The 25,955-nt window shown below is 71.6% G+C and carries 24 protein-coding genes; 15 read left to right on the top strand and 9 right to left on the bottom strand.

Going from position 1 to position 25,955, the window contains the following annotated elements; translation table 11 throughout:
* The first annotated feature begins 121 nt into the window (after positions 1-121).
* The 6 genes from OG385_RS03425 (at position 122) to OG385_RS03400 (ending at position 8,547) form a co-directional block, all read left to right on the top strand.
* A complete protein-coding gene (locus OG385_RS03425) occupies positions 122-1,012 on the top strand; it encodes a xanthine dehydrogenase family protein subunit M (protein ID WP_266851698.1) in 891 nt (296 codons plus the stop codon).
* On the top strand, positions 1,012-1,605 hold the full coding sequence (locus tag OG385_RS03420; RefSeq protein WP_266851696.1) for a (2Fe-2S)-binding protein: 594 nt from the start codon (positions 1,012-1,014) through the stop codon (positions 1,603-1,605). Before OG385_RS03425 ends, OG385_RS03420 begins: the two co-directional genes overlap by 1 nt.
* 2 nt (positions 1,606-1,607) lie before the next feature.
* Positions 1,608-3,992 (top strand): xanthine dehydrogenase family protein molybdopterin-binding subunit, encoded by a 2,385-nt coding sequence (locus tag OG385_RS03415; protein WP_266851694.1) that lies wholly within the window; start codon positions 1,608-1,610, stop codon positions 3,990-3,992.
* A 236-nt stretch (positions 3,993-4,228) separates the two neighbouring features.
* Positions 4,229-5,707: an NCS2 family permease gene (locus tag OG385_RS03410; RefSeq protein ID WP_266851692.1), complete on the top strand. Its 1,479-nt coding sequence runs from the start codon at positions 4,229-4,231 to the stop codon at positions 5,705-5,707.
* 38 nt (positions 5,708-5,745) lie between these two features.
* Positions 5,746-6,897, top strand: coding sequence for an XdhC/CoxI family protein (locus tag OG385_RS03405; RefSeq protein ID WP_266851691.1), 1,152 nt, complete (start codon positions 5,746-5,748; stop codon positions 6,895-6,897).
* Positions 6,898-7,050: 153 nt separating this feature from the next.
* On the top strand, positions 7,051-8,547 hold the full coding sequence (locus OG385_RS03400) for a DUF6056 family protein (protein ID WP_266851689.1): 1,497 nt from the start codon (positions 7,051-7,053) through the stop codon (positions 8,545-8,547).
* On the opposite strand, the gene OG385_RS03395 is transcribed toward OG385_RS03400, so the two are convergent.
* The 3 genes from OG385_RS03395 to OG385_RS03385 all read right to left on the bottom strand — a co-directional run bounded on the left by OG385_RS03395 (position 8,522) and on the right by OG385_RS03385 (position 10,367).
* Positions 8,522-9,010 (bottom strand): GtrA family protein, encoded by a 489-nt coding sequence (locus tag OG385_RS03395; RefSeq protein WP_266851688.1) that lies wholly within the window; start codon positions 9,008-9,010, stop codon positions 8,522-8,524. The genes OG385_RS03400 and OG385_RS03395 overlap by 26 nt on opposite strands.
* The gene (locus OG385_RS03390) at positions 9,007-9,990 is read right to left on the bottom strand and encodes a glycosyltransferase family 2 protein (protein WP_323183625.1); all 984 of its coding nucleotides are present in this window, start codon (positions 9,988-9,990) and stop codon (positions 9,007-9,009) included. The genes OG385_RS03395 and OG385_RS03390 overlap by 4 nt, the downstream gene beginning before the upstream one ends.
* Positions 9,991-10,187: 197 nt before the next feature.
* Positions 10,188-10,367, bottom strand: a complete 180-nt coding sequence (locus OG385_RS03385) for a hypothetical protein (RefSeq protein ID WP_266851686.1) — start codon at positions 10,365-10,367, stop codon at positions 10,188-10,190.
* Positions 10,368-10,517: 150 nt separating this feature from the next.
* Between OG385_RS03385 and OG385_RS03380 the strand changes: the two genes are divergently transcribed.
* Positions 10,518-11,765, top strand: coding sequence for a cytochrome P450 (locus OG385_RS03380; RefSeq protein WP_266851684.1), 1,248 nt, complete (start codon positions 10,518-10,520; stop codon positions 11,763-11,765).
* 40 nt (positions 11,766-11,805) lie between these two features.
* On the opposite strand, the gene OG385_RS03375 is transcribed toward OG385_RS03380, so the two are convergent.
* A complete protein-coding gene (locus OG385_RS03375) occupies positions 11,806-12,312 on the bottom strand; it encodes a MarR family winged helix-turn-helix transcriptional regulator (RefSeq protein ID WP_266851682.1) in 507 nt (168 codons plus the stop codon).
* A 425-nt stretch (positions 12,313-12,737) separates the two neighbouring features.
* Here OG385_RS03375 and OG385_RS03370 point away from each other — a divergent pair, with 425 nt between their 5' ends.
* The 6 genes from OG385_RS03370 (at position 12,738) to OG385_RS03345 (ending at position 19,274) form a co-directional block, all read left to right on the top strand.
* Positions 12,738-14,027, top strand: coding sequence for an ROK family transcriptional regulator (locus tag OG385_RS03370; RefSeq protein WP_266851681.1), 1,290 nt, complete (start codon positions 12,738-12,740; stop codon positions 14,025-14,027).
* Between the two features lie 369 nt (positions 14,028-14,396).
* Entirely contained in the window at positions 14,397-14,939 is a 543-nt protein-coding gene (locus OG385_RS03365) for a flavin reductase family protein (RefSeq protein WP_266851679.1), read from the top strand.
* A gap of 50 nt (positions 14,940-14,989) precedes the next feature.
* Complete coding sequence (locus tag OG385_RS03360; RefSeq protein ID WP_266851677.1) at positions 14,990-16,054, top strand: ABC transporter substrate-binding protein; 1,065 nt, start codon at positions 14,990-14,992, stop codon at positions 16,052-16,054.
* Entirely contained in the window at positions 16,051-17,013 is a 963-nt protein-coding gene (locus OG385_RS03355; protein WP_266851675.1) for an ABC transporter permease, read from the top strand. Before OG385_RS03360 ends, OG385_RS03355 begins: the two co-directional genes overlap by 4 nt.
* Positions 16,989-17,744, top strand: a complete 756-nt coding sequence (locus OG385_RS03350; protein WP_266851673.1) for an ABC transporter ATP-binding protein — start codon at positions 16,989-16,991, stop codon at positions 17,742-17,744. Before OG385_RS03355 ends, OG385_RS03350 begins: the two co-directional genes overlap by 25 nt.
* 123 nt (positions 17,745-17,867) lie before the next feature.
* Complete coding sequence (locus OG385_RS03345; protein WP_266851671.1) at positions 17,868-19,274, top strand: LLM class flavin-dependent oxidoreductase; 1,407 nt, start codon at positions 17,868-17,870, stop codon at positions 19,272-19,274.
* A gap of 13 nt (positions 19,275-19,287) precedes the next feature.
* On the opposite strand, the gene OG385_RS03340 is transcribed toward OG385_RS03345, so the two are convergent.
* From OG385_RS03340 to OG385_RS03330, 3 genes are all read right to left on the bottom strand, one after another.
* Positions 19,288-20,301, bottom strand: coding sequence for an NAD(P)/FAD-dependent oxidoreductase (locus OG385_RS03340; protein WP_266851669.1), 1,014 nt, complete (start codon positions 20,299-20,301; stop codon positions 19,288-19,290).
* A complete protein-coding gene (locus OG385_RS03335; RefSeq protein WP_266851668.1) occupies positions 20,298-20,843 on the bottom strand; it encodes an isoprenylcysteine carboxyl methyltransferase family protein in 546 nt (181 codons plus the stop codon). Before OG385_RS03335 ends, OG385_RS03340 begins: the two co-directional genes overlap by 4 nt.
* 117 nt (positions 20,844-20,960) lie before the next feature.
* Positions 20,961-22,028, bottom strand: a complete 1,068-nt coding sequence (locus tag OG385_RS03330; protein ID WP_266851667.1) for a type III polyketide synthase — start codon at positions 22,026-22,028, stop codon at positions 20,961-20,963.
* Between the two features lie 167 nt (positions 22,029-22,195).
* Between OG385_RS03330 and OG385_RS03325 the strand changes: the two genes are divergently transcribed.
* Positions 22,196-23,065, top strand: coding sequence for a UbiA family prenyltransferase (locus tag OG385_RS03325; protein ID WP_266851666.1), 870 nt, complete (start codon positions 22,196-22,198; stop codon positions 23,063-23,065).
* A gap of 85 nt (positions 23,066-23,150) precedes the next feature.
* Here OG385_RS03325 and OG385_RS03320 read toward each other — a convergent pair whose 3' ends face one another.
* Positions 23,151-24,293, bottom strand: a complete 1,143-nt coding sequence (locus tag OG385_RS03320; RefSeq protein WP_266851664.1) for a D-alanyl-D-alanine carboxypeptidase family protein — start codon at positions 24,291-24,293, stop codon at positions 23,151-23,153.
* A 368-nt stretch (positions 24,294-24,661) separates the two neighbouring features.
* On the opposite strand from OG385_RS03320, the gene OG385_RS03315 reads away from it, so the two are divergent.
* Positions 24,662-25,231 (top strand): hypothetical protein, encoded by a 570-nt coding sequence (locus OG385_RS03315; RefSeq protein ID WP_266851662.1) that lies wholly within the window; start codon positions 24,662-24,664, stop codon positions 25,229-25,231.
* Here OG385_RS03315 and OG385_RS03310 read toward each other — a convergent pair.
* Positions 25,206-25,556: a hypothetical protein gene (locus OG385_RS03310; RefSeq protein ID WP_266851660.1), complete on the bottom strand. Its 351-nt coding sequence runs from the start codon at positions 25,554-25,556 to the stop codon at positions 25,206-25,208. The genes OG385_RS03315 and OG385_RS03310 overlap by 26 nt on opposite strands.
* Positions 25,557-25,955 lie beyond the last annotated feature (399 nt).

Below are 25,955 nucleotides of genomic sequence, written 5' to 3'. Positions count from 1 at the left end.
CCGCGCGGCCCGGCTTGTGTACTTGTGCCGTCAAGCGTTAACAGCAGATGAACGTCCAGTCGAGGGCCGGCCGTCCCGGGCCCCAGCGAACAACCCCGAATGAGAAGAAGAGAGCCGCTACATGGACTTCCTTCGCCCCGCCAGCTGGGAGGAGGCGCTCGCCGCCAAGGCCGAGCACCCCACGGCTGTGCCGATCGCCGGTGGCACCGACATCATGGTGGAGATCAACTTCGACCACCGCCGGCCCCAGTACCTCCTGGATCTGAACCGGATCGGCCTCCTCAGCGAGTGGCATGTCGGCGAGGAGACCGTCCAGCTGGGCGCGTCCGTCCCGTACGCCAAGATCATGCAGCATCTGCGCACGGAGCTGCCCGGTCTCGCGCTCGCATCGCACACCGTGGCCTCCCCGCAGATCCGCAACCGCGGCGGTGTCGGCGGCAACCTCGGCACGGCGTCGCCCGCCGGTGACGCCCACCCGGCGCTGCTCGCCGCCGGCTGCCAGGTCGAGGCCGAGTCGGTGCGCGGCTCCCGGCTGATCCCCATCGACGACTTCTACACCGGTGTGAAGCGCAACGCGCTCGCACCCGACGAGCTCATCAAGTCGGTCCACCTCAAGAAGGCCGACGGCCCGCAGCAGTACTCCAAGGTCGGCACCCGCAACGCGATGGTCATCGCGGTGTGCGCCTTCGGTATCGCGCTGCACCCCGAGACCCGCACGGTCCGCACCGGCATCGGCTCGGCCGCCCCGACCCCGATCCGGGCGAAGGCGGCCGAGGACTTCCTGAACGCGGCGCTCGACGAGGGCGGCTTCTGGGAGAGCGGAAAGATCATCACCCCGTCGATCGCCAAGCAGTTCGCCCAGCTGGTCTCCGGCGCCGCGAACCCGATCGACGACGTCCGCGGCACGGCCAACTACCGCCGTCACGCCGTCGGCATCATGGCCCGCCGCACGCTCGGCTGGACCTGGGAGTCGTACCGCGGCAACGGCCGCAGCACAGAGGGAGTCGCATAATGCGCGTGAACTTCACGGTCAACGGCCGTCCGCAGGAGGCCGACGACGTCTGGGAGGGCGAGAGCCTGCTCTACGTGCTCCGCGAGCGCATGGGCCTGCCCGGCTCCAAGAACGCCTGCGAGCAGGGCGAGTGCGGCTCCTGCACGGTGCGCCTCGACGGCGTCCCGGTCTGCTCCTGCCTGGTCGCCGCCGGGCAGGCCGAGGGCCGCGAGATCGTCACGGTCGAGGGCCTGGCGGACTACTCCAAGCACCGCGACGGCGCCCACCCCGGCACCGGCTGCTCCTCGTCGGGCTGCGGCACCAGCCTGGACGCCGCCAAGCGCTGGCAGTCCAAGCCGACCGACGGCCGTTCCGGCGAGGCCGGTGACCTCTCCCCGATCCAGCAGGCGTTCATCGACGCCGGCGCCGTGCAGTGCGGTTTCTGCACCCCGGGTCTGCTGGTCGCCGCCGACGAACTGCTGGAGCAGAACGACTCACCGTCCGACGCGGACATCCGTGAGGCGCTCTCCGGCAACCTCTGCCGCTGCACCGGTTACGAGAAGATCCTCGACGCGGTCCGCCTCGCGTCCGCTCGCCAGGAAGAGACGGTCTGATCATGGGCGTCACTGGTTCACCCACCAACATCAAGCAGGGCTCGAAGACCAAGGGCGGCATCGGCGAGTCCACGCTCCGCCCCGACGGCACCCTCAAGGTCACCGGCGAGTTCGCCTACTCGTCCGACATGTGGCACGAGGACATGCTCTGGGGCTTCACCCTCCGCTCCACCACCGCGCACGCCGAGATCAAGTCGATCGACATCTCCGAAGCGCTCGCGACGTCCGGCGTCTACTCCGTGCTCACGTACGACGACCTGCCCACCGAGGTGAAGAACTACGGCCTGGAGATCCAGGACACCCCGGTTCTCGCCCATGGAAAGGTCCGCCACCACGGCGAGCCGGTGGCACTCGTCGCCGCCGACCACCCGGAGACCGCGCGCCGGGCCGCGGCCAAGATCAAGATCGAGTACGTCGAGCTGCCCGTCATCACCGACGAGGCGTCGGCGACCGGGCCGGACGCGCTGCTCATCCACGAGGGCCGCGACGACCACCACATCGGCCATGTCCCGCACCCGAACATCGTGCACCGCCAGCCGATCTTCCGCGGTGACGCCGACGAGGCCGCGAAGCGCGCCGACGTCATCGTCACCGGCGACTACTACTTCGGTATGCAGGACCAGGCGTTCCTCGGCCCGGAGTCCGGCCTCGCCGTGCCCGCCGAGGACGGCGGTGTCGACCTGTACGTCGCCACCCAGTGGCTGCACTCCGACCTCCGGCAGATCGCGCCGGTCCTCGGCCTGCCCGAGGAGAAGGTCCGGATGACGCTCTCCGGCGTCGGCGGCGCGTTCGGCGGCCGCGAGGACCTGTCGATGCAGATCCACGCCTGCCTGCTGGCGCTCCGCACCGGCAAGCCGGTCAAGATCGTCTACAACCGGTTCGAGTCCTTCTTCGGCCACGTCCACCGCCACCCGGCGAAGCTCCACTACGAGCACGGCGCCACCAAGGACGGCAAGCTCACCCACATGAAGTGCCGGATCGTGCTGGACGGCGGCGCCTACGCGTCCGCTTCCCCGGCGGTCGTCGGCAACGCATCCTCGCTCGCCGTGGGCCCGTACGTCATCGAGGACGTCGACATCGAGGCCCTCGCGCTCTACACCAACAACCCGCCCTGCGGCGCCATGCGCGGCTTCGGCGCGGTCCAGGCGTGCTTCGCGTACGAGGCGCAGATGGACAAGCTCGCGGCGAAGCTGGACATGGATCCGGTGGAGTTCCGCCAGCTCAACGCCATGGAGCAGGGCACGCTGCTGCCGACCGGCCAGGCCTGTGACTCGCCGGCGCCCGTCGCCGAACTGCTGCGCCTGGTCAAGTCGCGTCCGCTGCCGCCCGAGCAGCAGTGGCTCTCGGCCGGCGAGGACGCGGACGTCCGCGCCCTGCCCGGCGGCCTCTCCAACACCACGCACGGCGAGGGCGTCGTACGCGGTGTCGGCTACGCGGTCGGCCTCAAGAACGTCGGCTTCTCCGAGGGCTTCGACGACTACTCCACCGCCCGGGTGCGGATGGAGATCATCAACGGCGAGCCCGTCGCGACCGTGCACACCGCGATGGCCGAGGTCGGCCAGGGCGGCGTCACCGTCCACGCGCAGATCGTCCGCACCGAACTCGGCGTCAACCAGGTGACCATCCACCCGGCCGACACCCAGGTCGGCTCGGCCGGTTCGACATCCGCCTCCCGGCAGACGTACATGACCGGCGGCGCGGTGAAGAACACCGCGGAGGCCGTCCGCGAGAAGGTCCTGGAGATCGGCCGGGCCAAGCTCGGCACGTACCACCCGGCCTGGGCGACGGCCGAACTCCTCCTGGAGGGCGGCAAGGTCGTCACCGACGGCGGCGAGGTCCTGGCGGACCTGGTCGACGTGCTGGAGGACGAGGCGGTGGACCTGGAACTGGAGTGGCGCCACCGTCCCACGGTCGCCTTCGACCTGGTGACCGGCCAGGGCGACGGGCACGTCCAGTACTCGTTCGCCGCCCACCGCGCGGTCGTCGAGGTGGACACCGAGCTCGGCCTGGTCAAGGTCATCGAACTCGCGGTGGCCCAGGACGTCGGCAAGGCGCTCAACCCGCTCTCCGTCGTCGGCCAGATCCAGGGCGGTACGACCCAGGGCCTGGGCGTCGCGGTGATGGAGGAGATCATCGTCGACCCGAAGACCGCGAAGGTGCGCAACCCCTCCTTCACGGACTACCTGATCCCGACGATCCTCGACACCCCGACGATCCCCGTCGACGTACTCGAACTCGCCGACGAGCACGCCCCGTACGGTCTGCGCGGTATCGGCGAGGCCCCGACGCTGTCCTCCACCCCGGCGGTCCTCGCGGCGATCCGCAATGCGACCGGACTCGAACTGAACCGGACACCGATCAGGCCGGAGCACCTCACGGCCACCTGACCGGCCCCAAGCTCTCCGGGCGGCGCTGTGCCTCCTAGGAACGTCACACTTCCCAGCGCGCGCCGCCCGGAGTTACCAGTACCGCCCCGCTCGCGGTCCTTGCCCCCACAGTCCCCACAGAGCAGTACCCCCTTCGTCTCGGGCCGTCCCCCGGGTCGTGCAGCCCACGCAGCATCCCAAATCCCGCGTCTCCAATCTCCAGGCGGGTGCCCCTTTGAACCTTGGGAGTAGGCACCATGACCCAGCAGTCCCTTGAGCCAGACACCGTGCCGGAAGACGCCGGCGCGGGCACGCGCCAGCCGGCCGGCAGGTCCTGGCTGGACCGGTACTTTCACATAACAAAGAGAGGATCGACGGTCGCGACGGAGGTGCGCGGCGGCATCACCACCTTCATGGCGATGGCGTACATCATCCTCCTGAACCCGGTGATCCTCTCCGGCGCCGATGTCACCGGCCACCATCTCAACGGCGGCCAGATCACCACCGCCACCGCGCTCGCCGCGGCCGTCACCACCCTGGTGATGGGCTTCATCGGCAACGTGCCGCTGGCCCTCGCGGCGGGGCTCGGCGTCTCCGCGGTCATGGCGTACCAGGTCGCCCCGGAGATGACCTGGGGCAACGCGTTCGCGATGTGCATCATCTACGGCGCCATCATCGTGCTGCTGGTCGTCACCGGCTTGCGCGAACTCATCATGAACGCCATCCCACTGGCGCTGAAGCACGCCATCACCATGGGCATCGGCCTCTTCGTCTGCCTCATCGGCCTGGTCCAGGCAGGCTTCGTCACCGGGATGAAGGGCCCCGGCGGCGTCTCCGGAGCCAAGCCGCTCCAGCTGGGCACCAGTGACATGCTCACCGGGTGGCCGGTGGTCTGCTTCGCCGTCACCCTCCTGCTGATCTTCGCGCTCCAGGTCCGCAAGGTCCCCGGCGCGATCCTGATCGGCATCGTCGGCGGCACCGTCTTCGCCGCGATCGTCAACCAGGTCGCCGGGCTCAGCCAGAAGGACTGGGGACTCAACGCCCCTGCGCTCCACGGCTCGCCCGTCAGCGCGCCGGACTTCGGTCTCTTCGGCAGTGTCTCGTTCAGCGGTATCGGTCACGTCGGCGGCATCACCGTCGGTGTCATCGTCTTCACCCTGGTGCTCGCCGGGTTCTTCGACGCGATCGGCACGATCATCGGTGTCGGCCAGCAGGCCAACCTCGTCGACAAGGACGGGAAGATGCCGGGCCTCAACAAGGCCCTGACGATCGACGGCGCCGGCGGCATCGTCGGGGGTCTCGCCGGGGCGTCCGGCCAGACGGTCTTCGTCGAGTCCACCGCGGGCGTCGGGGACGGTGCGCGCACCGGCCTCGCCAGCGTTGTCACCGGCCTCGGCTTCGCGCTCTGCCTGGTCTTCACCCCGCTCGCCCAGCTCATCCCCACCCAGGTCGCGTCCGCCGCGCTGGTCGTCATCGGCTCGATGATGCTGACCAACGCCAAGCACATCGACTGGAACGACCAGGCCACCTCCATCCCGGTGTTCCTGACCACCGTTCTGATGCCGTTCGCCTACTCCATCACCGTGGGCATCGCGGCCGGCGTCATCTCCCACGTCCTCATCAAGGCCGTCCAGGGCAAGTTCCGGGAGATCGGCTGGCTGATGTGGGTACTCACCGCAGTGTTCCTGGCCTACTTCGCACTCCATCCCATTGAGAGCTGGCTGGGCGTCAGTTAGTCGCCCGCCCCCTTTCACATATCCGTGAGGAGACCGACATGCTGGACATCGCCGAAGAACTGAACCGGTGGGTCGAGCAGGGACGCGAATTCGCCGTCGCCACCGTGGTGGCGGTCGGCGGAAGCGCACCGCGCCGCCCCGGAGCCGCACTCGCGGTGGACACCGAGGGCACCGCGATCGGGTCGGTCTCCGGCGGCTGTGTGGAGGGGGCGGTCTACGAACTCTGCCAGGAAGCCCTGGAAACCGGCCGCAGCGTCGTCGAACGCTTCGGCTACAGCGACGAGGATGCCTTCGCCGTAGGCCTGACCTGCGGCGGAGTCATCGACATACTGATCACCCCGCTCCGGGCCGGCGCACCGTCGCGCCAGACGTACATGGCCGCGCTGGCCGCCGCCGCCGAAGGCACGTCGGCAGCCGTGGCCCGGATCACCGAAGGCCCCGACGATCTGCTGGGCCGCGCCGTGCTGGTCCACACCGACGGATCGTACGAAGGGACGCTGGGCGGCCAACGGGAGCTGGACCGCACCGCCGTCTCCCAGGCGCTGGCCATGCTGGACGCGGGCCGCACCGAGACCATCACGATCGGCGAGGACGGCTCCCTCTGCGGGCGCCCGCTGACGCTGCTGGTCGAGTCGAGCGTGCCGCCGCCCCGGATGATCGTCTTCGGTGCGATCGATTTCGCGTCGGCCCTGGTCAGCGTGGGCAAACTGCTCGGCTACCGGGTCACCGTCTGCGACGCACGCCCGGTCTTCGCGACCGTCACCCGCTTCCCGGACGCCGACGAGATCGTCGTCGACTGGCCGCACCGCTATCTGGAGTCCACCGAGGTCGACAGCAGGACCGTGCTCTGCGTCCTCACGCACGACGCGAAGTTCGACGTGCCGCTGCTGAAACTGGCTCTCACCCTGCCGGTCGCCTATGTGGGCGCGATGGGCTCACGCCGTACCCACCTCGACCGGAACACCCGGCTCCGCGAGGTCGGCGTCACCGAGATGGAACTGAACCGCCTCCGCTCGCCCATCGGCCTGGACCTCGGCGCCAGGACCCCCGAGGAGACCGCCCTGTCCATCGGCGCGGAGATCGTCGCCCACCGGCGGGGCGGCACCGGTGTCCCGCTCACCGGCGCACACACGCCCATCCACCACGACGGCTCGACGGGCCCGGCAGGCCGGATAGGCTCCGTCGCCTGACACCCCCGGGCAGTGCGCGCCCGGGGGACGCACTGCCCGGCTTCACCCGATCGGGGCAATTAGGTGTCCTGAGGGGGTACGGGATGGAACGCGCGGGCATCGCAGCACGTCTTCGGGGCTGACCGGCAATAACCCCGAGAGGCAGTGGTGAACATGGCCGTCGACGCATCGAGCGTCACCGTCCCCAGGCAACCGGGCGACGGAGACCGGACGTCGAGAGGCCCCGGGCGCGACGGACCGCTCCGGGAACTGGCCAGGTCCTGGGCGCTCGTGCTCTCCCTGGTGCCGCTCGGCCTGCTCACCGTGGCGGTCTGGTACGGGCAGTATGTGCGCCCCAGCGCCGACGAGTGGTGCTTCCTGCCGTACGTACGTGACCACGGCATCTCCGGGCTCACCGGCAAGTTCTACTTTCACGACAACGGCCGGATCGCCAACGGCTGGCTCGTCGGCCTCTACGCCGAGCCGGGAGTCCCGGGCCACCAGTGGTTCGGACTGGTCAGCGGCGTGCTGATGGTGGGGCTGCTCTGGGCGGTGATCGCCCTGGCCGTCCGGGCGGGCCGGCTCACCGTGCCGCGCGGCGTACCCCTGCTCGTGGCGTCCGTCACCGCCGTGGTCTTCCTCCTCGCCACCACCAACACGTACAAGACGTTCTTCTGGCCCGCGGCCTCCGTCTCGCACACCGTGGCGCCCGTGCTCGCCCTCGCCGCGGTCATCCCGGCGCTGCTGGCCCGCAGCCCCCGGGCCCGGATCGCAGCCCTGGTCATCACCGTGTTCGCGGGCACCTTCATCGGGACCCTGTCCGAGGAGACCTCGGTCGTGCTCCTCGTGGTCCTCTCGGCCGTCGTGCTCTTCGCCGGTCAGGTCTTCTCCGCCGAAGCACGGCGCTACGCCCGCCACTGGTCGCTCGCCACGATGGCCGGAGTCGTCATCGGTGTACTGCTCCTGGTGACGTCACCGGGCTCGCGTGAGCGCCGTCAGAAGTTCGGCGCCGGGACCTCGATGGTGGCCCCCGACTCGCTGACCACCTCCCTGCACCTCTACGCCCACATCATCTGGACGGTCCTGTCGACCTGGCAGTACCTGGGCGCGGTCGCGGCCGGACTGGTGCTCGGTCTGGTGGCGCGCCGGGAGAGGCCGACGGCCCTGCTGCCGTGCCGTCCCTTCCTGCTGACCGGCGTCGGTGCGCTGGCCGTCCTGGTCTCCGGCTTCCTGTGCACCGTCATCACGTACCCGGTGTTCGGAAAGCACGTCCTGACCACCCAGCGGACCTGGAACGACTATCTGCTGCTCTACGTCCTGCTGCTCGTCGGCGTCGGCGCGCTGCTGGGCCGCGCGATCCGGCAGCGCCCGCGTGGGGCGCTGGCCGTGACGGCCGCGGCGGGCGTCATCTGCGCCGGAGTCTGCGTCTCACTGGCCGTACCGCTGCACACCCTCGGGCACCAGATGCACGTCAGGGCCGAGAAGTGGGACCGCCAGGACCAGTGGATGCGGAAGGAGTCGGCGGCCGGGGCGAAGGTGCTGCCGTACAAGCCGCTCCATGTGGCCAAGATGCTGGAGCCGTTCAGCAAGAAGCCGCACGGCTGGCCGGCCAGCTGCGTCGCCGACTACTACCACGTCGACCGCGTCACCCACGCGAAGCGGCTGCCCTGACGGGGTCCTCGCCGGGCGCGGGCGCCGTGCCCGAGTCGATGGCCCAGCGGGCCAGCAGGAAAGAGAGGGGAGTGACGAGGACACCGGCCGCGATAGCGGCGATGTCCTCGTTCATCCCGAGCATGCTCACCGCCAGGTAGAGCAGGATTCCGCTGCCCACGACATTGACCAGGCCGGAGAGCGGGTAGCGCGCGAAGGCGCGCCAGGTGGGGCGGGTGCGGCAGGTGATGTACGAGTTGAGCAGGAACGACACGGTGATGCCCACGGCCCAGCCCAGCACATGGGCCGCCAGATACGGCAGCCAGCGGTTCAGCGTGGCGAACACCGCGTAGTAGACCGCGGTGTTGGCGACCCCGATCGCCGCGAACGTGACGAACTGCCCGAGCGTGCGGGCCTTCTTCGCGGGCGCCGGCGGCGGGACCGGGGGAGGTGCGGAGGACGTGCGCGTTTCGTCGGAGCTCATGAGGTCGGCCGCACCTGACCCGCGGCCTCCAGCGGGGAGCGCGCCGAGAAGTCCCTGGCGCGGTCGTCGGTCTCGCTGACCACGTAGTGCGGCCTGCGCTTCGACTCGTGGTAGATCCGCCCGACGTACTCGCCGATGACGCCGAGGGTGGCGAGCTGGACCCCGCTGAGCGCGACGATCGCGGTGATCAGCGTGGTGTATCCGGGGGTGTCGACCCCGTCCAGCACGACGTTCCCGATGATGTACAGCGCGTAGACGAGCGCCGACAGGAAGAGGCAGAGGCCCGTGTGGATGGCGAGCCGCAGCGGCTTGCTGTTGAACGAGAGCAGCCCGTCGATGCCGTAGTTGAGCAGGTGGCGCCCGCCCCACTTGGACTCTCCGGCTGCCCGCTCGACGTTCTGGTAGGTGAAGCTGACGGTGTCGAAACCGATCCAGGAGAAGATCCCCTTGGAGAAGCGGTTGCTCTCCGGGAGCGACAGCACACTGTCCACCGCGCGCCGGGACAGCAGCCGGAAATCGCCCGCTCCGTCGATGACTTCGACGTCCATGCAGCGCCGGACGAGCCGGTAGTACATCCGGCTGAGAGCGGACCGCAGCGCGCCCTCGCCCGTACGGTCACGCTGGGCGACGACCTGGTCGTAACCGTGCCGGTGCAGGTCGAGCATGCGCGGCAGGAGCGTGGGCGGATGCTGGAGGTCGGCGTCCATCAGGACCGCCGCGTCACCCGCTGTCATCCGCAGGCCGGCGAGCATCGCCGACTCCTTGCCGAAGTTGCGGCTGAAGGAGGTGTAGCGCACTCGTGAATCGTCGGCTGCGAGCCGGCGGAGTTCGCTCAGGGTCCGGTCTCCGCTGCCGTCGTCGACGTAGCAGATCTCGAACGTCTCCCCGGTCGGTTCGAGTGCGGCGACCAGCGCGGTGTGAAAGGCGCCGACCACCTCCGCTTCGTTGTAGCACGGTACGACAACCGAAAGGTGCACCATCGTCATTCACTCCGTGTCTGTTGCGAACGGCGATCTCCCTCCGGAAATCGCTACCCATGAAGAACGGTGCTGAGAGCGAAGGGTTGCCTGTCGTGACCAAACCGATTCAGACTTTGCGTCACCGGGCCATCACGATCGAAAAGGATCCGAACGGTAGCGAGTCGGACCCGCCCCGGAGATGCGGGCCGGTGTACGGCTCAGCCCTGCGGGACCTTCCCTGACGTCCGCCGGTGGGGCAGCGCGCCCTGCCAGTACTGCGCGGGGTCCGCCTGCTGGAGGGCTTCCTCGGCGAGCTTCCGCGCCTCGGCGAGGACGTCGCCCTGCTCCTGGACCAGCTGGTCGTATATCGGCGAACCTGGGGTGGAGGGATAGCTCACGGTCGTACGTTCCTTAGAACTCGGGTTCCTGTCCAGCCGCTGGTGCCCGGAAAGCGCCGGACCATGCACGATCGGCTGCTCCGTGCCCCGGCGACCTCGCCGGGGCACGGAGTACCCCGGACCCGCCCCGAACCAGCCAGGAGTCCCGAGATGACCACCTCACCCGTCTCCCCGCACCGGATGGACCCGTCCGGCGGTTGCCCGCACGCCGCCAACGCGCTGCTCCTGGCCCAGGGCGCGGTGGTCCCGGTCGTCCTGCCCGGCGAGGTCGAGGGGGCGGCGGTCCTCGGACACGCGGCGCTCAGGGAGTTCCTGGCGCACCCCGACGTCGCCAAGGGGCCGCAGCACTTCACCGCACTCCAGGAGGGGCGGATCGAGGAGGGCTGGCCGTTGCGGACCTTCGCCACCGTACGGTCCATGACAACGGCCGACGGCGCCGACCACCGCAGGCTGCGTTCCCTGGTGAGCCGGGCGTTCACCGGGCGCCGGGTGGAGTCGCTGCGTCCGCGGATCGAGACGCTGGCCGCGGGGCTGCTCGACGGCGTCGCGGCCGCGGCGGACCGCGACGGCACGGTCGACCTCCGTCGGCAGTACGCGCTGCCGCTGCCGATGGGCGTCATCTGCGAGCTCCTCGGGGTCGGTCCGGAGTACCGGGAGCGGCTGCACCACCTCTCCGACCAGGTCGTCTCCACCGGTATCGGTCCCGATGAGGTGGTGGCCGCCAACCAGGAGATGGTCGCCGTGCTGGCCGCCGTCGCGGCGGGGCGGCGTGAGCGGCCGGGCGACGATCTCACCAGCGCGCTGATCGCTGCCCGCGAGGAGGACGGCGACCGGCTGAGCGAGCCGGAGCTGATAGGCACCCTGCTCCTGATGATCGTCGCCGGTCACGAGACCACGCTGAACCTCGTCGCCAACGCGGTCCGGGCGCTCTGCGCCCACCGGGACCAGCTCGCCCTGGTCATGGCGGGCCGGGCCACCTGGCTGGACGTCGTCGAGGAGACGCTGCGCTGGGACAGCCCGGTCAGCTTCTTCCCCTTCCGCTACCCGACTCGCGATCTGCCCGTCGCGGGCACGGTGATCCCACGCGGCACCCCGGTGCTGGCCGGGTACTCGGCGGCAGGCCGCGACCCGGCCGTCCACGGACCGGACGCCGACCGGTTCGACATCACCCGGGACGCCCGCCACATCTCCCTCGGGCACGGCCCGCACTTCTGCCTCGGCGCACCGCTGGCCCGGCTGGAGGCCACGGTCGCCCTGGAACGGCTCTTCACGCGCTTTCCCGGACTGGAACTGGCCGTTCCCGAAGAGGAGCTGGCCCGGCACCCGGGCTTCGTGGGGAACGGGGTGCGCGAGCTTCCCGTACGACTCGGGCCCGACCGGGCTGCGCCGCCCCGCTGAACCGGCGGCAGGCGGACCCGCGCTGGGACCGGGGCGGCGGTCACTCCACCGGGCTGCCCAGCCGCCCTTCGAGCAGCACCAGTAGTTCGCTCAGCGCATCGGACAGCTCGGCGCGTCCCCGGGCGTCGATACCGTCGAGCAGGGCTGCCTCGTACCGCAGCTGGACGGGGAGCAGCCGGTCCAGAAGCGTGCGGCCCTCCTCGGTGAGGGAGAGGTGCGAGACACGGCGGTCGCGGTCGTCCGGCCGCCGGGCGACGAGCCCGCGCTCCTCCAGCTGCCGTACGCGCTTGGTCACCGCGGCCCCCGAAGCGAAGGTCTCGCGGGCGATCCGGCCCGGCGTGAGCTCGCGGTCCACCCTGCGCAGGGTGCCGAGTACGTCGAACTCCGGCCGGGAGAGACCCTCCTGGCGGAGCGGTGCGTCGGCGGCCTGCTGCAGCAGTGCGGAGCAGCGGTTGAGCCGTCCGATCACCGCCATCGGGTCGGTGTCGAGCCCGGGCAGCACCTGCTCCCATTGCCGGATCACCCCCGCGACGATGTCCTCGGCCATGTACACCCTCCTCGCTCTCGGTCCGGATCGATTCTGCCCTCTCTGGAGCTGTCTCCCTAAGCGGCCGGTACCGGCGGCGCGGTGCGACGTACCAGCAGCCCTTCGCCGCGGCTGTCCATGATGTGGTCGGTGGTTTGACCGGGTTCAGCCGTGCCGGATACGTTGCGCGCCATGCAGCCTTCCGCACACCTGACGACGCGTGGTCATGTCGACCTGAAGCGTGTGTGCTCCGCGGCGTGTAACCGGGCCTGAACGCCCTGGCTGTACGCGCCGCCCGCTGACTTCACCTCCCCGCACCCGACTCGCCGGGCAGCGCGGCGCCCTTCCCGGAAGAAGCAGAGCTCCACCGGCCCTCGTCGGCGGCGCCTGCCGTGTGGCTCCGCAGCGGAGCCCCGTACTGGAGTGCCACCCCACCGAGCAACGGGATGCCATCCGTGGACCGTCCGCCCGCGCCCGCCCGCCGCCCCGTCCCTGTCCGCCGTCCCACCCCCGTCCGCCGCTCCGACATACCGGCCGCCGGACCGCAGCGCCGTGCTGCCGGTGCCGCCACCGGCGCCGTACTCTCCGCGATCCTCGACCACGGTCCGGTCGCCCGCTCCACCGTCGCCCGTCTCACCGGCCTTTCGCCCGCATCGGTCACCGGCCACACCAGGCAGCTGCTGGCACGCGGGCTGATCCGGGAGGCAGCGGAGACCGCGGGGCCACGCGGTCTGGGGCGGCCGCACATTCCGGTCGAGATCGACACCGGCCAGTGCCTGGTGGCCGGTGCGCACATCGCCGTGGCGCACTCGACGCTGTCCCTGATGGATCTGCGCGGCCGGATCGTGGCCGAGGACCGGCAGCCGCACCGGGACACGGACCCCCGGCCGGTGCTGCGTGCACTGGCCGCGCGGCTGCCCCGGCTGGTGGCCGCGCACGCCGGCGGCCGCACCGTGCTCGGGCTCGGCGTGGCCACCGGGAACCGCGTCGACCCGGCCGCCGGGACGATCGTGCACCATCCCCAACTGGGCTGGCGCGATGTGCCGGTACGCGAGCACCTCGCCGCGGCCACCGGGCTGCCCGTCCATGTCGACAGCCACGCACGGGCGTTGGCGCGCGCGGAGCAGATGTTCGGTGAGGTGACCACCCGTACCAGCGCGGTCCTGCTCTTCGTCGGTGCCGTCATCGACGCGGCGTTCACCTCCGCCGGAACCGTCCATCTGGGGCCGCGTGCCGGGGCGGGGAGTGTGGCGCATCTGCCGGTCGGCCCGGACTGCGGGACCGGTGCCGCAGCGGTCTGCGCGTGTGGCAGGCCGGGCTGTCTCCACTCCATGGCCTCGGAGTCCGCACTGCTGCGCCGGGCCGCCGAACAGGGACTGCATGTAAGGGTGTTCAGTGAGCTGCTCGATCTCGCCCTGGCCGGGGAGCCCCGCGCGCGGGAACTCTTCAGGCGCCGGGCACGGTACGTCGGCCGGGCGGCGGCCCTGCTGCTGGACACCTTCGACCCCGAGATCCTGGTGGTCGCCGAGCCGGGGGTTGCCCGGCTGCCGGAGTGTCTGGCCGTGCTGCGGGCGGAGGCGGGCGAGCGCTCTCTGGTCTGCGACGACCCCGAACGAGCCGTGGTACCCGGCAGTTTCACCGGATCGGTGCTGGCCACCGCGGGCGGCGCGGTGGCGCTCGGTGCCCTGTACGCGGACCCGCTCGGCCCCTGGCCCGCGGTGACCGCGGCCTGCTGACGCTCCCGGCGGTACACCGAATTAATTCAGAAGGTTGCATTGTTGACCCGGCGGGAAAGAGGACGCGAGGATGGATTCATGACCGGAACGCAGCGGATTTCCCCGTACATGCCCCTCGGGGTGTGCGACTGCTGCGCGGCTGCGTCGGCCGGCCTCTTCGCCCGCCTTTTCTGTTGTCGCTCGGCTCGGGTGTCCCGATAGCCGCTGGGCGTCTCGTCCGCTCCCGTTGAAGAGCGCACGTAGTCCCCGCTTCCGGGGTTCGCATTTTCCGCGATCCCGCGATCCCGCTTTCCTTCTTCCGTTCTTTCCTGCCCTGGGTATGCCGTGTTGATCCGTCATGCCTGAGGGCCGATTCCTCCTGGGGAGATCATGACCGTCACCGCCACTCCAGCCGCTCCGTCCCCCGTGCCGTCCGCGTACTCCGCGCCCGGAATTGCTCCCGGAATCGCTCCCGAGCGGTTCCGGCAGGTGTTCCGCCGTTATCCCGCCGGGGTGGTCGCTGTCACCGCCGACTCCGGCCGGGGGCCGGTCGGGTTCACCGCGACCTCACTCACCTCGCTCTCCCTCGAACCGCCGCTGGTGTCCTTCGGTATCGCGGTGACCGCCTCCAGCTGGCCGCACATCGAGCGCGCCACGACCGCCGTCATCAACTTCCTCAGCTCCGACCAGGAGCCGTTGGCCAGGACGTTCGCGAAGAGCGGCATCGACAGGTTCGCCGCGCCGACCCAGTGGCGGAGGCTGCCGGGCGGCGAGCCGGTGCTCGGCGGGGTGGCCGGCTGGCTGCGACTCGGCGTCGAGCAGATCGTGCCGGCCGGGGACCACCGGATCGTGGTGGCGCGGGTCGAGGAGTCCTGGCTCGACGAGAGCCGGGGCCCGCTGGTGTTCCACGACGGCAACTACCTGTCGCTCTGAACCCGTTGTCCGTGCCGCCGTCCGCCACCGCCCACTGATCAGGAATCACCATGCCAGCTTTTCCGCCATCGGCTCCCGCCGGCCGCAGGTCCTTTCTCGCCCTCATGGGCGGAGCTGCACTCGGCCTCGCCGGCTGCGCCCCGCAGACCACGACGGCCGCCAGCGGGAAACCGCTCGGAAAACTCCCGTCCGGCGCCCCGCCGCCGGGAACGAAACTCTCGGTGGCCGTACGGACCACACAACTCCAACTCGCCCCGTCCGGGCTGAAAAAGGATCTGCGGTTCACCGTCTCAGACTGGCCCAATCTGAATGCGGGCCCCGACATCATCCAGGGATTCCGCGCCCACTCCATCGACCTCGCGGTCAATGCGGGAATTCCCCCGATCCAGGCCGCCGCGATCGGGGTCGGCGCGCGGATCGTGGCGGTCCAGGAGCGCAATCACCCGTTGTACGTCTTCGCCACAGCGCCCGGCTCGTCGATCAGGAGGACCGGAGACTTCCGGGGCAGGAAGATCGGCTTCTCGCAGGGGCAGGCCCAGGGCGTGGTCGTCCTGCGGGCGTTGCAGAAGGCCGGTCTGCGCAACAGCGACGTCACCCTCGTGGCCCTGCCCAGCACCCAGTTCCTGACCGCACTCCAGTCCGGGCAGGTCGACGTGGCCCCGCTCGCGGAGCCCACGCTCACCAAGTACCTCGGCCAGTACGCCAAGGACGGCGCCCGGGGCGTGCACACCGATGTGGTCGACCTGCTCACCGTTCTCTGGGCGCCGGACGAGGTGCTGGACGACCGGGCCAAGGCCGCCGCTGTCCGTGACTTCATCCCGCTCTGGGCACGCGGCCAGGTGTGGGCATGGGAGCACCCCGGCCAGTGGATCGACCGGTACTACGTCAAGGACCAGGGCGTCACGGCGGCGGACGGCAGGCGCATCGTCGCCTCGCTGGCCAGACCGGTCTTCACGACGAACTGGGACCGGGCGATCGCCTGGGAGCAGGAGACCGCCGACCTGATGGCCTCGGGCGGCTTCGTACCCCGTCAGGACGTCACCAAGCTGTTCGACCGGCGCTTCGAGCGGCTGGCCGCCGAGGCCGTACCCGCCGCCTACCGGGAGGGATCATGACCGAAGTACTGCCGAACGCCCGCGTCCGGGAAGCGGCGGACGCCGAGTTGCCGCACCTCGACTCCACGCACGCCGACTCCACGCACGCGGACTCCACCCACGCGGACTCCACGCACCCCGACTCCACGAACACCGACCCCGCGCACCCCGAGTTGGCACAGCGGCCTCCCGGCCGTGCCGCCCGCAGGCGGCTGGGGCCCGGGCGGGCCGTGCCCTTCGGCCGGCTGATCGGTCCTGTGCTGGTGGTCGTCGTCTGGTGGGCCGCGTCGGCTCTCGGCTATCTCGACCCGAGGATCCTCTCGGGGCCCGGCACCGTGCTCTCCACCGCCGGCGATCTGGCCGCCGACGGACGGCTCCAGGCCAACGTCCTGGTCTCGCTCCAGCGTGCCGGGCTCGGTCTCCTCTTCGGGGTGGCGGCCGGTACGGTCCTCGCGGTGGCGGCCGGGCTGAGCCGCACCGGGGAGTATCTGCTCGACGGCCCGCTCCAGATCAAGCGGGCCATTCCCTCGCTGGCGATGCTGCCGCTGCTGATCCTCTGGCTGGGCATCGGCGAAGAGATGAAGGTCACCGTCATCGCCCTGGGCGTCGCGGTGACGGTGTACGTCAACACGTACGCCGCGCTGACCGGTATCGACAGCCGGTATGTCGAGCTCGCCGAATCCCTCGGGCTCAGCCGCCTCCAGTTCATCCGCAAGGTGGTCGGCCCCGGCTCGCTGCCCGGCTTCTTCGTCGGGCTGCGGCTGGGTGTGACGGCCTCCTGGCTCGGCCTGATCGTGGTCGAGCAGATCAACGCGACCAGCGGAATCGGCTACATGATGTTCCAGGCCCAGCAGTACGCCCAGTCCGACGTCATCATCGTCGGTCTGGTGGTCTACGGGATCTTCGGCTTCGCATCGGACGCCCTGGTCCAGACGATCGGAAGGAGGGCCCTGTCGTGGCGACGCACCCTGGCGGGCTGACCGGTACGCCTCCGGCGGCCGTACGGATGACGAAGCTGGTGCGCCGCTTCGGCGACCGGACCGTCCTGCACGAGCTCGATCTGACGCTGGCCCGGGGCGAGTTCACCGCCCTGCTCGGCCGCAGCGGCTCGGGCAAGTCCACCCTGCTGCGGGCCGTGGCCGGCCTCGACCACGCGGTCGACGGCTCGGGCGGGCTGAGCGTCCCCGAGCGGGTGTCGCTCTCCTTCCAGGACTCCCGGCTGCTGCCCTGGCTGCGCCTCCTGGACAACGTGGTGCTCGGGGTACGCGGTCCCGGCGCCCGGGAGCGCGGGCTGACCGCGCTCGACGAGGTCGGCCTGGCGGGCCGTGAGCGGTCCTGGCCGCACGAACTCTCCGGTGGCGAGCAGCAGCGGGCCGCACTCGCCCGCGCCCTGGTCCGCGATCCCGAACTGCTGCTGGCCGACGAGCCGTTCGGCGCACTGGACGCGCTCACCCGGCTCAGGATGCACGGGCTGCTGCGCGAGCTGTACGAACGCCACCGGCCCGCCGTGCTGCTCGTGACCCACGATGTCGACGAGGCGGTCGAACTCGCCGACCGGGTGCTGGTCCTGGAGGGCGGCCGGATCTCCCTCGACCTGACGATCGGCCTCGACGCACCCAGGAGCCGGCGCGATCCCCGGTTCCAGGAGTACCGGGACACCCTGCTCACCGCCCTCGGCGTGACAGAACCCCAGCTTCAGCCCCAGCCGTAGCCCCCGCCCCGGCCCTCCCGAGCACCTGTCCGAGTGCCCGGGGCGCCCCTGCGCAGGCGCCCCACGCGCGAACACACCCGCGTACCTCTACACCCGCGAACCATCCGAGGAGACGACACCGTCATGCCACGCACCCCCGGCGCCACCCCCGGCCGCGCCCCGCTGCATCTCAACGCGTTCCTGATGTCCACCGGCCATCACGAGGCGTCCTGGCGGCTCGCCGAGAGCCCGGCGCGCGCCAACTCCGACATCGAGCACTACAAGAACCTCGCCAGGATCGCCGAGCGCGGCAGACTCGACTCGCTGTTCCTCGCCGACAGCCCGGTCCTGATGGGCGACCCGGGCAGGCGGCCTTCGGCCAAGCTGGAGCCCACCGTCCTGCTCACCGCGCTGGCGGGCGCCACCGAGCACATCGGACTCATCGCCACCGCTTCCACCAGCTACAACGAGCCGTACAACCTGGCCCGCAGGTTCGCCTCGCTCGACCATGTCTCCGGGGGCCGGGCCGGCTGGAACATCGTCACGACCGCGGGCGCCGACGCGGCCCGTAACTTCGGCCTCGACGACACTCCGCTGCACCGCGACCGGTACCGCAGGGCCGCCGAGTTCGTCGAGGTGTCCACCAAACTGTGGGACAGCTGGGCCGACGACGCCGTGGTCGCGGACAAGGAGCGCGGGGTGCACGCGCTGGCGGACCGCGTACGCCGGATCGACCACAGCGGCCCGTACTTCCGCGTCGACGGACCGCTGAACGTCCAGCGTCCGCCGCAGGGTTATCCGCTGCTGGTGCAGGCGGGCTCCAGCGAGGACGGCAAGGACTTCGCCGCCCGCTACGCGGAGGCGGTGTTCACCGCCCAGCAGACACTGGAGGAGGGCATCGCCTTCTACCAGGACGTCAAACGGCGCGCCCAGGCCGTCGGCCGTGACCCCGGCGGCATCAAGATCCTGCCGGGGATCGTCCCGGTCATCGGCGACACCGAGGCCGAAGCGCGTGAACTGGACGCCGAACTGGACCGGTTGATCGTGCCCGAGTACGCCAAGCGGCAGCTGGCCGAGCGGCTGAGGATCGCCCCGGACGACCTGGCGCTCGACGAGGAACTGCCCGATGACATCCCCACCGAGGACGAGATCGAGGGGGCGAAGAGCCGGTACACCCTCGTCGTGGAGCTGGCCCGGCGCGAGCGGCTGACCGTGCGGCAGCTCATCGGACGGCTGGGCGGCGGCCGCGGCCACCGTACCTTCGCGGGGACGGCGGAGCAGGTGGCCGACACTATCGAGCACTGGTACGACAGCGGAGCGGCCGACGGGTTCAACATCATGCCCGCCGTGCTGCCCTCCGGCCTTGAGACCTTCGTGGACCGGGTGGTGCCGATCCTCCAGGAGCGCGGTCTGTTCCGCACCGAGTACACGGGGCGCACGCTGCGCGAGCACTACGGTCTGCCGCGCCCCGCCAACCAGCTGTTCGACACTCCCGCCGGGAGCGGCGGACAGGCACCTGTGGGCCGGCCCGTGCCTGCGCGGGCACGGTGAGGTGCCGGCGCGGCTACTGAAGTGCGTGGACGGCCGCCGTGAAGACGGCGGGCAGCCGGGCGGCCGCCGGTACGACGAGGCCGGCGGTCCGCGGGCTGCCGCTGAAGGACAGGAGGGCGCCGGTCAGCAGCCGGTGACGGCGGGTCAGACGCTGCCAGGCGCCCTCGTAGTCGGCGGGCCGGCCGGCGGCCAGGCAGCGCACCGCCGCCCCGGCGCTCGCCAGGGCCAGGGCGATGCCCTCGCCGGTGAGGGCATCGACGTACCCCGCCGCGTCCCCGACGAGCAGGACCCGCCCGGCGACCCGGCGCCGTACCCGCTGGCGGAGCGGTCCCGCCCCGCGCACGGTGCTCGCGTGCGGCCCGCGCAACGCCGCGTGGAGCGCCGGGAACCCGGCCAGGTGTTCGTCGTAGCCGCGACGGCTGCGGCTGAGCACCGCGACCCCGACCAACTCCTCGCCGACGGGGGTCACATACGCCTCCCCGTACGCGGACCAGTGCACCTCCACGAAGTCGGTCCACGGAGCGCACCGGTAGTGGCGGCGCAGCCCGTACCGGCCGGGGGAGCGGCCGGGCAGATCGAGCCCGAGACCGCGCCGCAGCGGTGAGTGCAGGCCGTCGGCGGCCACCAGCCAGCGCGCGGTGAGCCCGGCCGCGCTGACGCTGTCGGTGCGCTGGCGCACTGCGCCGACCTTGCCCGTGACCATCCGTACGCCCAGCTCGCGGGCGCGCTCGTGCAGCGCGGCGTGCAGCACCGTACGGCGGATCCCGAGGCCGGTACCGCCCCGGAACGCCGCCTCGACGCTGCGACGGCCGTCGAGATAGCGGATGCCGCGCAGGTCCCGCCCCTCCGCTTCCACCCCCAGCGCACGCAGCGCGGCGACACCGCCGGGCATGACTCCCTCACCGCAGGCCTTGTCCACCGGCGAGGCCCTGGGCTCCACGACGACCGCCTCAAGACCGGCCAGCGCGGCATGGACGGCGGTCGCGAGCCCGGCGGGACCGCCGCCCGCCACCAGTACGTCGATCACGCGGTGACGTTCCCCGCCGGACCGGACCGCGCGGGCCGGGCGCCCTCCAGCGCGGCGTTCTCACAGCGGATACGGACGGCCAGCAGTACGGCGTTGAGCGCGGTGAACGCCAGCGCGGTGAGCCACGCGGTGTGCACCAGCGGCAGCGCGAACCCCTCGGCGACCACGGCCACATAGTTCGGATGCCGCAGCCACCGGTAGGGGCCGCCCTGCACCAGCGGCAGGCCGGGAACGACGATCACCCGGGTGTTCCAGCGCGGACCCAGGGTCCCGATGCACCACCAGCGCAGCCCCTGGGCGGCCACCAGCACGGCAGCCATCGGCCAGCCGAGCGCGGGCAGGAACGGCCGGCCGCCCAGCCAGACCTCGGCCACGCAGGCCGCGAGGAGACCGGTGTGCAGCGCGACCATCGCCGGATAGTGGCCCTGCCCGGCGACGGTCGCACCGCGCGCCATGCTCCAGCGCTCGTTGCGCCGGGCGACGACGAGTTCGGCGATGCGCTCGGCGGCGACAGCGGCCACCAGCAGCACGTACCAGATCATGGAGTCCTCCGAATCACTGCGTCCTCCGGAACATGGCGTCCTCCGGCTCGGTTGGGCTCGGTCCTGCTCGGTCCGGCTCGTCCGTCCGGCCCGGGCCTGCTGATGGGGAGCAGCGGCCTACCAGCGCAGCAGGACCAGTTCGCAGCTGAACCCCGGGCCCATCGCCATCAGCAGCCCCGGTGTGCCCGGCGCCGGGGGGTCCTCTGCCAGGGTGTCGCGCAGTACGTGCAGCACCGACGACGAGGACAGGTTTCCCACGTCGGCGAGGTGGCGCCAGGTGACGCCGAGCGCATCGTCGGGCAGTCCGAGCGACTCGGTCACGGCCTCCAGCACCTTGGGCCCGCCCGGGTGGCAGACCCAGGCGGCCACGTCCTTCGGCTTGAGCCCGTGGTCGGCGAGGAAACCCGTGACGTCCGCCCCGAGGTGACGGCGGACCACATCGGGCACGGACGCGTCCAGCACGACCTGGAAGCCGGAGCTCCTGATGTTCCAGCCCATGACGTGACCGGTGTCGGGGTAGAGCCTGCTGCGGGTGTCCACGACGGTCGGGCCCGGCAGTTCCCGCTCTCCGGCAGAGCGGTCCGGGCCGCAGGCAACGACGGCCCCCGCGCCGTCCCCGAAGAGGGCGGTGGCGATCAGATTGGCCATCGAGCTGTCGTCACGCTGGAAGGTCAGGGAGCACAGCTCGACCGAGAGCAGCACCGCGACCTGGTCCGGATGGCCGACCAGATAGTCGTGCATCCTGGCCAGCCCCGCCGCGCCCCCGGCGCAGCCGAGCCCGAAGAGCGGCAGCCGTTTGACGTCGGGGCGCAGCCCGAGCCGCCCGGCCAGCCGTGCGTCGACCGAGGGGGCGGCGATTCCGGTGACCGAAGTGAAGATCAGCAGGTCCACGTCCTCGGGGTGCAGCCCCGCCGCGTGCAGCGCGCCCCGCACCGCCGTGGCGCCGAGCTCCGTCGCGCCGGTGATGAACGCGTCGTTGGCGGCCCCGAAGCCGTCCAGCTTCTCGTACGCGTCGAGCGGCAGCGTCATATGGCGGGAGCGGACCCGGGCGCTGCGGTGCAGCCGGTCGAGGACCCGCCGGTCGGTGCCTTCGGGCAGACAGACGCGGGCGACCATGTCGGTGATCTCGTGCTGGGCGTGACGGTTCGGTGCCAGGACACCGTGGACAGCTGCGATCCGGGTCAATGTGTTCTCCCACCTCGGGGATGACGTGCCCTGCATTGCAGCATCCCTGCCCCGGGCACGGCCCCCGACACCCTGGCCGGTGTCCCGGCGCCGCCCGCCGATTCGCCCGTACGTGTGGAGAGCGCGCGGAACCGCGCTGTGCGGGCGCCCGCGCCTACGATCACCGGGTGGGAACTCCCGAACATCCCCTGGCAGATGGACCCGCCGTCCGGCGGGGCGGTGTCGTGGCTGCCCTCGCCGGGTCGTGCCACCCGGGTCCCGTCGTGGCGGTCACCGTGCTGCTGGCGGCGCTCGCGGTGTCCGCGGGGCAGAGCCCGGCGCGGTGTGTGCTGACCGCCGCCGCCGTGCTCACCGGGCAGTTGTCCGTCGGCTGGTGCAACGACGCGGTCGACGCCCGCCGGGACACCGCCGCGGGCCGCAGCGACAAGCCGGTCGCCGACGGCGCGGTCGGCGTACGCACCGTGTGGGCCGCGGCGTTCACCGCGCTGGCGCTCTGCGTGCCGCTGTCGTTCGGCTGCGGGCCATGGGCGGGCGCCGTCCATCTGACCGGGGTCGCCTGGGCCTGGGCGTACGACCTCGGGCTCAAGGCGACCGCCTGGTCCTGGCTGCCGTACGCGGTGGGCTTCGCCGCACTGCCCGCCTTCGTCGCACTCGGGCTGCCGGGACAGCCGTGGCCCGTCTGGTGGATCGTCACCGCGGGCGCGCTGCTGGGAATCGGCGCCCACCTGGGCGACGTCCTGCCGGACATCCGCAGCGACCTGGTACTCGGAGTACGCGGCTGGCCGCACCGGCTCGGCCCCGACGGGGCGCGGCTGCTGCTCCCCGTCCCGCTGGTCGCGGCGTCCGCCGTCCTCGTCCTGGGGCCCGCGGGACCGCCTTCCGGCCGGTCCCTGGCGGCGCTCACCGCGGCGACCGCGGCCGCCGTCGCGGGGACGCTGCTGGGCCGGCGCAGGGAGCGGGCCGCGTTCGCCGCGGCGGTCGTCGTCGCCGCGGTCGATGTGACGCTGCTGCTGTTCAGCGGCGCCGCCATCGTCTGAACGCGCCATGTGTGACGGCTTCGGCGCCTGACCGCCCCAGCGCCTGACGGCCTGACGGCCTGACAGCTTCCGGCGCCCGACCGCCTCAGCGCCGCATCCGCCGCCGCAGCAGCCAGAGCGACGCGGAGAGCGAAGCCAGCAGGGCCCCGACCGCCGCGAAGCCTCCCAGCACCGAAGCCTTCCTGGTCGTGGAGTGGTGGGTCGCCACGAGCGCCGCGCCCGCCTGCGCCGGGCCGGCGGCCGACGCCGAACTGGTCCTCGCGACGGGGGGCCGGAGCGAGCCGACCGGCCGCACCTTGCCGGACGCGGCGAAGCCCCAGTCGAGAAGCGAGCGGGCATCCTCGTAGACCGTGCCCTCCTGAGGGTTCATCACCGTCACGATCAGCGTGCGGCCGCCCCGGTGCGCCGCGGCGATCAGGGTGTTGCCCGCCTCAGTGGTGTAGCCGTTCTTGACGCCGATGAGACCCGGGTAGGGGCTGACGTCCTGCGTACCAGCCAGCAGGCGGTTGGTGTTCTGGATCTCGAACGGTGCGTCGGTCCGGCCGGACTTCTCAAGGCCGCCGGGGAACTCCGCGACGCTCGTCGAGCAGTAGCGGGCGAACGCCGGGTCGGCCAGGCCGGTGCGGCCGAAGATCGCGAGATCGAAGGCCGACGAGTACTGGCCGGGTGTGTCGTAGCCGTCCGGGGACATGACACGGGTGTCCTGGGCCCCCAGCTGGACGGCCCGCTTGCGCATCTCGTCCCTGGTCTTCTGCCAGCCGCCGTTCATGGACGCCAGCACGTGCACCGCGTCGCCGCCCGAGCGGAGGAAGACCCCGCGCCACAGGTCGTCGACCCGGTAGGCGCGCCCCTCGACCACTCCGACGCGGCTGCTCCCCTCACCGAGGCCGTCCAGATCCGCGCGGGTCACGGTGTGCAGCCGGTGCGTGGCCAGATGGGGTAACACCGTGAGGGCGAAGAGTGTCTTGAGGGTGCTGGCCGGGGGCAGACGGCGGTGGGCGTCCTTCGACGCCAGTACATCGCCGGTGGTCGCGTCGGCGACCACCCAGGACAGAGCCGAGACCTCTCCCGGCAACGCCGGGGCCTGGGTCCCGCTCCCCGTCGTGCTGCCGGGCGGGCGGTAGCGGGGCTGCGGGGCCGACGCGGCACAGGGAGCGATCGCGGTGACGCCGGCGGCCAGCACCACAACTCCGGTGCAGAGGCTTCGTACTACTGGTCTGAAGATCATTCAGTCACGTTAAAAACACTGTGGGACACCCGCATCTCAGGCGTACGCCGAGGAGTCCGAACGGCCGAAACGCGGCTGCTCACGGCGCCGCACCGGCCCCGCGAGCAGCCGGACCGCCCAGCTGGCCTGTCCGGCGCAACCCGACGCCCCGTTCGGGTGGCAGGGCTCGCCAGACGACGGTGGATCCGCCTACCGTGGCCCGGCAGTGGTGTGCGTTTCCCGCTGAGCGCGTGGCCGCTGCACCGGCAGGTCCGTGCGCGTGTTCCTCTGCCGCGCACCCCTGTTGGCCGCAGCCCGGTCGCCGCAGCGCCCCGCACCGGCCTGCTGCCGCGGTCCTGTACCCGCATCGTGTGTCCGGAGGTACCCCAATGCGCTTGACGAGTATCGGGTCTGCCGCCCTGCTGAGCGCCGCCGTGCTGTCCCTGGCCGCCCCGGCCGCGGCGGCGGGCGACGACGGCGGGGCCCCGCCGTCGGGGTTCACCGTGTCACCCGGATCGGTTGCCCCCGGGGGCACGGTCACCCTCGGCGCCACCGGCTGCCGGGCACCGGGTGTCACTGTCTCGTCCGGCGTCTTCGGCCCGGTCACCCTCCACCACGGACACCCCGCGACGGTGGTCGTCGACCCGGGCGCGCAAGCCGGGAAGCGGTACGACGTGACGTTCGCGTGCGCGGGGCGGCGGAGCAGCGCCCCGCTGCTGGTCTCCGGCACCCCGGACAAGCGCATCAGAGCGGTCCTCGGCGGTTCGCTCACCGACCTGGACACCACCGAGCTGGTCGCGGGCGGTGTCCTGATCGCGGCGGCTCTCGGCGGGGTCCTCCACCTGCGCCGGCGCACCGCACACGGCGCATCCGGACCCGGAACGCCGTACCGGGCGCTGCCCCGGCGGCGTGGCTGCCGCCGGGGCCGGGGCCTCAGTGGGCCCGGCACTCCGCCCTGATCAGCTGCGCCGCGTAGCGCGCGTCGAGGGCCGGGCTGATGAAGCTGTCCGGATGCGCGCACATACGGGCGCGGCCGGCCGCCGTGGTGCCCTTCCAGCTGAGCCGTACGGTCTGCTCGGTGAACGCGCGCCGGTCGTACGGCGGCGGATTCGTGTCGCCCTCGGTCCGGGGAGCCGCCTGGGGAGCCGCCCGGGGCGCGGTCCGGGGCGCCGACGGCTGCGCGGCAGTCGGGTGGAGCACACTTCCCGGGGTGATCGCGCCGGCGGTGAGTGTGATGGCCAGAGCTGCCGTGGCCAGCGCGGTACGCATCAGTGTGGAGTGCATGGCGGGGCTCCTTCGGCTCGTCGAAGGCAGGTCCGGGGCGAGCCGCCCCGGGGCCGGCCGCGGTGGTCCTCACACGGCCTGTACGGCGACGACGACATCAGAATCTGTCGCGCCGATGGAGATGTCGCTCTGCCGGGGCGGTGGAGACGCGGGCGGTCGGGGCGCAAGCGGTCGGGGCACAGGGGGCAGAGTCTGCAGAAGCCGTTCCAGCATGGCCGTGGGGCGGCGGCCCCGCAACCGGATGCTTCCTCCGGTCCGAAACACCAGGTCGGCGGGGCGCCCGGTAGTCCAGGCCCAGTTCGGTCAAATGACAGGTATGAAGCATTCAAAAGACGTTCAACCTCTTACCAAGACTTGCGGCCGGGCCGACAGGGGGCAGGTCGCGGTGGGCCGGTGGAG

Source organism: Streptomyces sp. NBC_01306 (genome assembly GCF_026340465.1).
GTDB lineage: Bacteria > Actinomycetota > Actinomycetes > Streptomycetales > Streptomycetaceae > Streptomyces.
Note: the sequence above shows the minus strand (reverse complement) of the source record. Positions and strands in the feature narration are given on the sequence as shown.